This is a genomic window from Pseudomonas sp. EGD-AK9 (assembly GCF_000465935.2).
Lineage (GTDB): Bacteria > Pseudomonadota > Gammaproteobacteria > Pseudomonadales > Pseudomonadaceae > Aquipseudomonas.
On the sequence record NZ_AVOF01000121.1, the window covers coordinates 1 to 8,256 of the forward strand.

Annotated in this window: 7 protein-coding genes; 3 read left to right on the forward strand and 4 right to left on the reverse strand. The window is 66.2% G+C overall.

Translation table 11 applies throughout. From position 1 onward, the window contains the following. The 3 genes from N878_RS06710 to fdhF all read right to left on the reverse strand — a co-directional run. Positions 1 to 656, reverse strand: a 656-nt coding sequence (locus N878_RS06710) for an FAD-binding oxidoreductase (protein ID WP_021442897.1), incomplete at its 3' end; no start/stop codon positions are given. Beyond that, positions 653 to 1,672, reverse strand: a complete 1,020-nt coding sequence (locus N878_RS06715; RefSeq protein ID WP_021442898.1) for a 4Fe-4S dicluster domain-containing protein — start codon at positions 1,670 to 1,672, stop codon at positions 653 to 655. The genes N878_RS06715 and N878_RS06710, both read right to left, overlap by 4 nt. Beyond that, positions 1,659 to 3,737 (reverse strand): formate dehydrogenase subunit alpha, encoded by a 2,079-nt coding sequence (gene fdhF / locus N878_RS06720; RefSeq protein WP_021442899.1) that lies wholly within the window; start codon positions 3,735 to 3,737, stop codon positions 1,659 to 1,661. The genes N878_RS06715 and fdhF overlap by 14 nt, the downstream gene beginning before the upstream one ends. 184 nt (positions 3,738 to 3,921) lie before the next feature. Between fdhF and N878_RS06725 the strand changes: the two genes are divergently transcribed. After that, positions 3,922 to 4,464 carry an Hsp20/alpha crystallin family protein gene (locus tag N878_RS06725; protein WP_021442900.1) on the forward strand — a complete coding sequence of 181 codons (543 nt, stop codon included), beginning with the start codon at positions 3,922 to 3,924 and terminating at the stop codon, positions 4,462 to 4,464. A 6-nt stretch (positions 4,465 to 4,470) separates the two neighbouring features. Further along, entirely contained in the window at positions 4,471 to 5,283 is an 813-nt protein-coding gene (locus tag N878_RS06730) for a formate/nitrite transporter family protein (protein ID WP_021442901.1), read from the forward strand. 22 nt (positions 5,284 to 5,305) lie between these two features. Here the strand turns inward: N878_RS06730 and N878_RS06735 are convergent, their stop codons facing one another. Beyond that, complete coding sequence (locus N878_RS06735; protein ID WP_021442902.1) at positions 5,306 to 6,202, reverse strand: universal stress protein; 897 nt, start codon at positions 6,200 to 6,202, stop codon at positions 5,306 to 5,308. Positions 6,203 to 6,407: 205 nt separating this feature from the next. Between N878_RS06735 and N878_RS06740 the strand changes: the two genes are divergently transcribed. Further along, on the forward strand, positions 6,408 to 8,256 hold a 1,849-nt coding region (locus N878_RS06740), incomplete at its 3' end, for an NAD(+) synthase (protein ID WP_036987507.1).

Consider the following 8,256-nt stretch of genomic DNA (forward strand, 5'->3'; position numbering starts at 1 on the left):
CTCAGGCCGCGGCGCAGGCAGGCCTCGGCGGTCGCCAGCATCAGCGGCTCCGGCCCGCAGCAAAGCACCACGTCGGGCGGCGTCGCGGCGAACAGCTCGTCGAAGTGCGCCAGCGGCGAGCCCTGGCGCATCCCCGCCGTGGCCAGATCGAGGGTCTCGATAAAGGCCAGGCGCTGGCGCCACACCGCGCGTTCGCGGCTGAGCACCTGGGCACCGGCATGGCGGGCGCCATAGATCAGGCTCAACTGCATCGGCAGGCGATGGCTGATGGTTTCCTCGACCAGCCCGGCCAGCGGCGCCAGGCCACAACCGCCGGCCACCGCGAGCACCCGCTGGGCGCTGAAGAACAGTGGCCAGCCCTTGCCGAACGGACCGCGATAACCCAGCACGGCGCCCTCGGCCTGGGCGAACAGGGCGTCGGTCAGCCTGCCCACGCGGCGGATCAGGGCGCTGAAACGGCCTTCGCGATCCGGCGCGCTGACATAGGTGAAAGGCGCCTCACCCACGCCCGGCACGCACAGCATGAAGAACTGCCCGGGAATCACGGCCAGGTCCTCGCTGCGCGGCGCATCGAGGCGGAAGTCGAAGTGGCGGGCGTCCTCGCCGTCGGCATAGTGGCCCTGCAGCAGCAGGCGGCGCGGGGTCGGGTCGTTCATCGCCGGCTCACCTCGTGCATCACCCCGTGCACGCCGATGCCGCCCGGGCAGACCCGGTCGCAGCGCCCGCAGCCGACACAGCCGTAACGCTCGAAACGCTCCTTGAAGGCGTCGCCGAACTTGTGCGTCCAGAAGCGCTGCACCCGCTGCCCGGGGCTGGCACTGGGGTTGTGGCCGCTGGCCTCGCGCTGGAAGCCTTGGTACAGGCAGGAGTCCCAGACCCGCTCGCGCTCCACGCCGCCGCGGCCGGTCGGGTTATCCAGCGGGGCGAAGCAGGAACAGGTCGGGCACACCGAGGTACAGCCCGAGCAACCCAGGCAGCGCAGCCCCAGCGCATCCCACTGCTCGTCGTCGATGCGCCCCGCGTTGAGCGCCGCTATCCCCGCGACCAGTTCGTGCTGATCGCCCTGCTCGGCTGCCACGCGCTGGCAGTTGGCGGCTCGCTCGGCCTGCCAGTCGCGCCTGGCCGCCGGCAGCCTGAGGCCCTCCAGGGCCTCGCGACCGGCCGCGGAGGCGACCAGCAGCAGCCAGTCGCCGGCCTCGTCGGCAGGCGGCAGGAGGATCAGGTCGGCGGTTTCCCCATGTACCGCGGGGCCGCTGTCGAGCAGGCTGCAGAAGCCGCCCCGGCAACTGTGCAGGCAGTCGACCCCGACCAGCAGGGTGGCCTGGCGGCGTGCCTGGTAATGCGGGTCGGCGGCGAAGAAGCGGTCCTGGTAGGCGACCGCGATCAGGTCGCAGGCATGCACGCCGAACAGCACCTGCGGCACCGCCTCGGGCAGCGCCGAGTAGAACTGGCCGCCGTCGAAGCGGAACAGCAGCTCGCGCTCGGCGAAGAAGAAACTCTTGGCGGAAAACGCCGGCGGCTCGGCCCTGGCGTCGAAGGCACCGAGGTCCTGGGCGCCGACCAACTGCCAGTGCGCGCCGCCCTGGCCGTCGTCACGCACCTGGTAGAGCCGGCGCGCCAGTGCCAGGTAAGCACGCAGCCGCTCCGGGCGGTCCAGGCTAAAGGCTTGCATGGTCCGTGGCTCCCGCCGGCCTGGCGGCCAGTGGCAGCGGTTCCACCGCCACCGCGCAGGCCTTCAGTTCGGGCATCTTGCTCTGCGGGTCCTGGGCGGCGTTGGTCAGCCGATTGCAGGGTGCTTCGCGGAAGTGATAGGGCATCGCCAGGGTGCCCGGGGGCACGTCGTCGGTGAGGTGCACGCGGGTCTCCAGGCGGCCACGACGCGAACGCACCGCTACCGCCTGCTGGTCGCGCAGGCCCAGTCTGGCGCCGTCGTCGGGGTGCATGAACAGCAGCGCTGCCGGCGTCTCGCGCTCCAGCAGCGGCGACTGGCGGGTCATCGAGCCGCCGCCGTAGTGGAAATGCAGGCGGTGGGTGGTGAAGGCGAAGGGGTAGTCGGCGTCCGGGCATTCGTCGGGCTCGACCTGGGTCACCGGCAGCAGCCGCGCGCGACCACGGGGAAAGCCCTGGGCATGCAGCAGCGGCGAACCCTGCGGATGATCGGCATCGCAGGGCCATTGCAGGCCATGCCGATGGTCCAGGGCCGGGTAGCTCATGGCCGAATAGATCGGCGTCAGCCCGGCCATCTCGTCGAACACCGCCTCGGCATCGCTCCAGGCCATGCCCGGGTAACCCAGGCGCGCGGCCAGCTCGCCGAGGATCTGCCAGTCGCAACGGGCTTCGCCGGGCGCCGCGATGGCCTGGCGCACGCGCTGCACCCGGCGCTCGCAGTTGGTGAAGGTGCCGTGCTTCTCGGCGAAGGACGCCGCCGGCAGCACCACATCGGCGAGCTTGGCCGTTTCGGTCAGGCTCAGCTCCACCACCACCAGGAAATCCAGGGCGGCCAGAGCGCGGGCCACATGGCCCTGGTCCGGGTCGGTGAGCACCGGCTCCTCGCCCATGATCATCAGCGCACGCAGCGCGCCGTCCAGCGCCGCCTGGGTCATGCCCAGGGAGGTCAGGCCCGGATGCGCCGGCGCAGGCCGGCCCCAGGCGGTGGCGAACTTGGCCTGCACCGCCGCGTCGGCAGCATCCTGATAACCGGGATAGACATTGGGCAGGCAACCCATGTCGCAGGCGCCCTGCACGTTGTTCTGCCCGCGCAGCGGGTTGATGCCGGTGCCGGGGCGGCCGACCTGGCCGCAGGCCAGGGCCAGGTTGGAGACCGCAATGACATTGTTGGTGCCGCTCTGGAACTGGGTGATGCCCATGCCGTAGGCGGTATAGGCGCTGCGCGCGTGGCTGTACAGGTAGGCCACCTGCTCCAGCTCGGCTACGCCGATGCCGGTCAGGGCGCTGCTGAGTTCCGGGCTCAGCTCGGCCAGATGTCGGCGCAGCGGCTGGATATCCGCGCAGCGCGCCTCCAGGAAGGCGCGGTTCTCCCAGCCGTTGGCCAGGATGATCTGCAGCAGCCCGTTGAGCAGGGCGATATTGCTGCCCAGGCGCAGTTGCAGGTGGATATTGGCCAGGCGCGCCAGGCGGGTCTTGCGCGGATCGACGACGATCAGCGTGGCGCCGCGAGCCTGGGCGCGCAGGATGCGTGCGCCGATCATGGCGTGGTTTTCGGTGACGTCGGCGCCGATCACCAGGATCAGCTCGGCCTCGTCGATATCGGCGATGCTGTTGGTCATCGCCCCGGAGCCCAGGGTCAGCGCCAGGCCGGCCACCGACGGGCTGTGGCAGATGCGCGCGCAGTGGTCGATGTTGTGAGTACCGAGCACCGCGCGGGCGAATTTCTGCGCGGCGTAATTGTCCTCGTTGCTCGCCCGGGCGCAGCTGATCACCCCGACGCTTTGCGGCCCGGCCTCCTCCAGGGCCGTGCGAAATGCCTCGGCGACCCGCGCCAGCGCCTCGTCCCAGCTCGCGCGGCGAAACTGGCCATGCTCCTTGATCAGCGGCTCGGTCAGGCGCTTGGCCGCGTCGATGGCGAAGCTGGTGGCCCAGCCCTTGGCGCACAGCTGGCCCTGGCTGACCGGGTGCCTCGGCTGCGGCTCGACGCCGATTACCCGGCCGTCCTGCACCCGCAGGCCGATGCCGCAGCCGACCCCGCAGAAGGTGCAAACGCTCGGAATCACGCGCATCGCCAACTCCTAGCCCAACCCAGTCGATTCAGCCTAGGCGGCTCAGCGAGGGCGCTGTTTGATCTTAATCAACGAACCCCAATAAGCATGTCGTCAGCTCTTGATCGAGATCAAAGTCGCCTGCCTGTGCCAGCACAGAATTAATCCTGTCCATATCAAGACTGACAAAATGGAAGGTTAAACAATGGCCAATACTGCTAAGAATGTACCCATTGCTCATCGACAGTCCGCCAGTGGCAGGCCAAGTCCGCTGACCTCCTGGTTCAACCTTCATAACCTGCGGCGCCAGATAGATCACCTGTTCGAAGCGTTCTCCCAGCGCTCGCTGCACCTTCCGTTTCGCCGCCGCGATGCGAATGTCGAGCAAGTCTGGCAGCGTGGGCTGAGCCTGTACGGTATGCCGGTGGTGGATATAGCGGAAAAAGAAACAAGCTTTGAGATTACCGCCGAACTGCCTGGCATGGATGAAAAGAATATCGAGATAACCTTGTCCAACGGCAACCTGGTAATCAAAGGCGAGAAACGGGAAAGCCTTGAAGAACAGAAGCAGGACTATTATTTGTCCGAACGCCGTTACGGCGCCTTCGAGCGAACCTTCCCTCTTCCCAAGGGCATCGATGCCGACCAGATCGATGCCAGTTTTGCCAGGGGCGTATTGACCGTATCACTGCCTAAGCAACCGGAGGCGATCAAGCCAGAGAAAATCATTCCGGTTAAATCCAGTTGAATCGCCATGGCAGATAAACGCCTGTTCCAGGATGCCTACCAGCCACGACAGATTGCCCAGCGCGTCAAGGAAATGGGGGTGGCCAAGGCACGCGCGAAGCTGCTCACGTTGTTCGTGTTAGCGGTGCTTGCGGGTGCATTTATATCACTCGGCGCTCTGCTTTTTACTGTGATAGTCACCGAAAGTAATTTGGGCTTCGGCGCTACCCGTCTACTGGGTGGACTCGGCTTTTGCCTTGGTCTTGTCTTGGTCGTAATCGGCGGAGCGGAGTTGTTCACCGGCAACAATCTGTTGGCGATGGCTTGGGCCAGCCGCTTGATCAGCGTGCAAGAGATACTGCGGAACTGGTGCATGGTCTATCTGGGCAATGTCGTCGGATGCCTGGGCACCGTGCTGCTGGTATCTTGTGCCGATACAGCCAGTATGGGGGGAGGCGCAGTGGGTGATACCGCTCTGCAGATAGCCCGAGATAAAGTTGAGCTGTCATGGCTGGAAGCCTTTGCCCGAGGAATACTCAGCAACACCCTGGTGTGCCTGGCAGTTTGGCTGGCGATGGGCGGACACAGCGTCAGCGACAAGATTCTCGCCATTCTATTGCCCATTAGTGCGTTCGTTACGGTCGGCTTCGAGCACTCCATCGCCAACTGGTTCTTCCTGCCCTACGGCCTCACGTTAGAAGGGGCAGGTATCTATGATCTGTCCAGCATCGCCGGCAACCTTATTGCAGTTACCTTCGGCAATATCGTCGGCGGCACGCTATTGGTTGCCGGCGTATATTGGCTTGCGTACCTGCGCGACGACGATGGCCAAATGACCTGAGAGTGACGCGGCGCGGTCTGAACTAAACCCTGATCGCTAAAATGCTACATGGCACCTGGTACAACAGATGCTCAGTCGTACTACCGACTAACTTGTTCAGCCCTTTGCGCTGCGACGTCCCCATCACCATGACATCGGCCTGAATTTGGCTGGCAAAATCGGCGAGTGCAGTGGTCGGTGGCCCTATGATGAAGTGCCTGCGTTCCGCAGGAACACCATAGCGTTCAGCTAGCGCCTCAAGAGTTTCTTTCTGCGACGCCTGCATCTTCTCAACCAAAGCCGGCCAGACTCCACTTCTGGCATCAGTCTCGGTAAGAAAGACCGAGGATAGGTCGTAGCTATACACCAGATGCAGTTCTGCATTGCATTGCAGTGCAAGCCCGGTTGCCTCCTGGATGATTCGCTGGTTGAGGCCGCTGCTCTCTGACTCCGGTGACGAGGGGTCGACCGCCGCGACCACCTTACGCGGCAACGCATGGGTTAGCGCTCCGATCAGGTGAACTGGCGCCGGGCACTCGCGTAGCAGGTGCCAGTCCAGCGGCGTGACGAACGCACGTTTCAGTGCCGGCTCATGCTGCACATCCTTGATCAACAGGTCCGGTTGCATTTCCGACACATGCAGGAGGATCTCCTTGAGCGTTTGGTTGGTCCAGACCGCCTCGGTGGTCACCTTGAGTCCCTTGCTGCGCAGCAAGCCGGCCTCGTCCGCCAACCATTCGCGATGTTCGCGCAGATGATCCTCGCGGATCTGTTCGCGAACGCTCTTTTCCAGCAGCGCGAAGGTGGCGAAAGGTTCGACGAAGGCGGTGATATGCAGCGCGGCGCCGCTCGCCTCGGCCAGGGCCGCGGCCCGCTGCAGCGCCTGCGAGTGGCGCATGGCCGGGTCGGCGATCAGAAACAGGCGTTGATACTGCCCCATGGGACACCTCCGCAGGCTGGTTGGATCGAGTGACCGCGCCATTAAGCGCGGCCAGTACATGCCTACAAGTTGCGCTGCGGACGCTGCCCCGGTGTTGATGCACGTCAAGCGGAAGCATTGCGGTTGATCGCTATCAATATCGCCGTGGCGACGGTAGGCGCATGCTGTGCTGGTAGCGCCGATTGTCGAGCAAGGGAGAAGATCGATGCCGCTCGTTCGCACGCCCTACGCGCAAGGCTTCTTCCGCGTCGCAGCCTGCACTCCAGGGGTCGCACCGGCCGACCCGCGGGCTAACCTGCTCGCCACTCTGGAGTTGGCCAGCCAGGCCGACCGGCAGCGGGCGGGGGTCGCGGTATTCCCGGAGTTGGGGCTGTCGGCCTACAGCAACGACGACCTGTTCTTCCAGGATGCCCTGCTCGACGAGGTCGAGCGCTGCCTGCAGGAACTGTGTCGGGCCAGCCTCGAACTGCTGCCGATCCTGCTGGTCGGCGCGCCCCTGCGGGCGCAGGGCGCCCTGTTCAACTGCGCGCTGGCGATCCATCGCGGGCGCATCCTCTGCGCGGTGCCCAAGACCTACCGGCCGAACTACCGCGAGTTCTACGAGAAACGCCACTTCGCCTCGGCAAAGGACGCCCTCCAGCCGATGCTGCGGATCGCCGGCCAGGAGGTGCCCTTCGGCAGCGACATCCTCCTCGAAGTGCCGCAGGTGCCAGGCCTGGCCCTGCATATGGAGGTCTGCGAGGATCTCTGGGTGCCGCTGCCGCCGAGCAGCTATGCGGCGCTGGCCGGCGCCACCCTGCTGGCCAACCTGTCGGCGAGCAACGCCACCATCGGCAAGGCCGACTACCGCCGCCTGCTCGGCGCCGCCCAGTCCGGTCGTTGTATCGCCGCCTACGTCTACAGCGCTGCCGGCTTCGGCGAGTCGACCACCGATCTGGCCTGGGACGGCCACGCGATGATCCACGAGAATGGTGAGCTGCTGGCCGAGAACCAGCGCTTCTCGCCTGCCCCGCAGTTGATCCTGGCCGATATCGACCTCGACCGCCTGCGCCAGGATCGCGCCCGCACCACCAGCTTCACCGATTGCGCCAGCCTGCAGCGCGAACGCCTAGCCGGCTGGCGACGGATCAAGGTGGAGTTCGATCCGCCACACCAGCCCTTGGCCCTGCAGCGCCGGGTCGCACGCTTTCCCTTCGTGCCCGACGACGCCGGCAGCCTGGATACGCGCTGCGCCGAGATCTACGCGATCCAGCAGCAGGGCCTGGCCAAACGCCTCGCGGCCAGCGGCATCCGGCGCGCGGTGATCGGCATTTCCGGCGGCGCCGATTCGGCCCAGGCGGCGCTGGTCGCCGCCGGCGCCTTCGACCTGCTCGGCCTGCCGCGCCAGCAGATTCTCGGCTACAGCCTGCCGGGACTGGCCACTGGCGAACACACCCGGCACAACGCCATGGCGCTGATGCAGGCGCTGGGCTTCAGCGCCGCGGAAATCGATATTCGCCCCTCCTGCCTGCAGATGCTGCGCGATATCGACCATCCCTACGCGCGTGGCGAGGCGCTCTACGACATTGCCTTCGAGAACGTGCAGGCCGGCGAGCGCAGTTCGCACCTGTTCCGCCTGGCCAACCAGCACCAGGGCCTGGTGATCGGCACCAGCGACCTGTCGGAACTCGCCCTGGGCTACACCACCTATGGCGTCGGCGACCAGATGGCGCATTACGCGGTGAACGCGTCGCTGCCGAAGACCCTGATCCGCCACCTGCTGCACTGGCAGTCGGCGCGCCAGCCGAAGGTGGTCCGCCGGGTGCTGCAGGCCATCCTGGCCACAGCGGCTTCGCCGGAACTGGTGCCGGATGCCGGCGGGCACGGTTTGCAACGCGCCGAGGACACGGTCGGCCCCTACCCGCTGCAGGACTTCTTCCTCTATTACCTCAGCCGCTTGGGTTACCGGCCGAGCAAGGTCGCCTACCTCGCCGAGCAGGCCTGGGGCGATGCGCGCCGCGGCGAGTGGCCGAGCGGCCTGCCCGCCGCCGAACGGGTGGCCTACTCGCCAGAGC

What these genes read in the sequence shown, in the direction of transcription:
- fdhF (WP_021442899.1), bottom strand. Translation starts at nt 3,737, where the DNA reads ATGCGCGTGATTCCGAGCGTTTGCACCTTCTGCGGGGTCGGCTGCGGC.
- N878_RS06735 (WP_021442902.1), bottom strand. Translation starts at nt 6,202, where the DNA reads ATGGGGCAGTATCAACGCCTGTTTCTGATCGCCGACCCGGCCATGCGC.
- N878_RS06725 (WP_021442900.1), top strand. Translation starts at nt 3,922, where the DNA reads ATGGCCAATACTGCTAAGAATGTACCCATTGCTCATCGACAGTCCGCC.
- N878_RS06730 (WP_021442901.1), top strand. Translation starts at nt 4,471, where the DNA reads ATGGCAGATAAACGCCTGTTCCAGGATGCCTACCAGCCACGACAGATT.
- N878_RS06715 (WP_021442898.1), bottom strand. Translation starts at nt 1,672, where the DNA reads ATGCAAGCCTTTAGCCTGGACCGCCCGGAGCGGCTGCGTGCTTACCTG.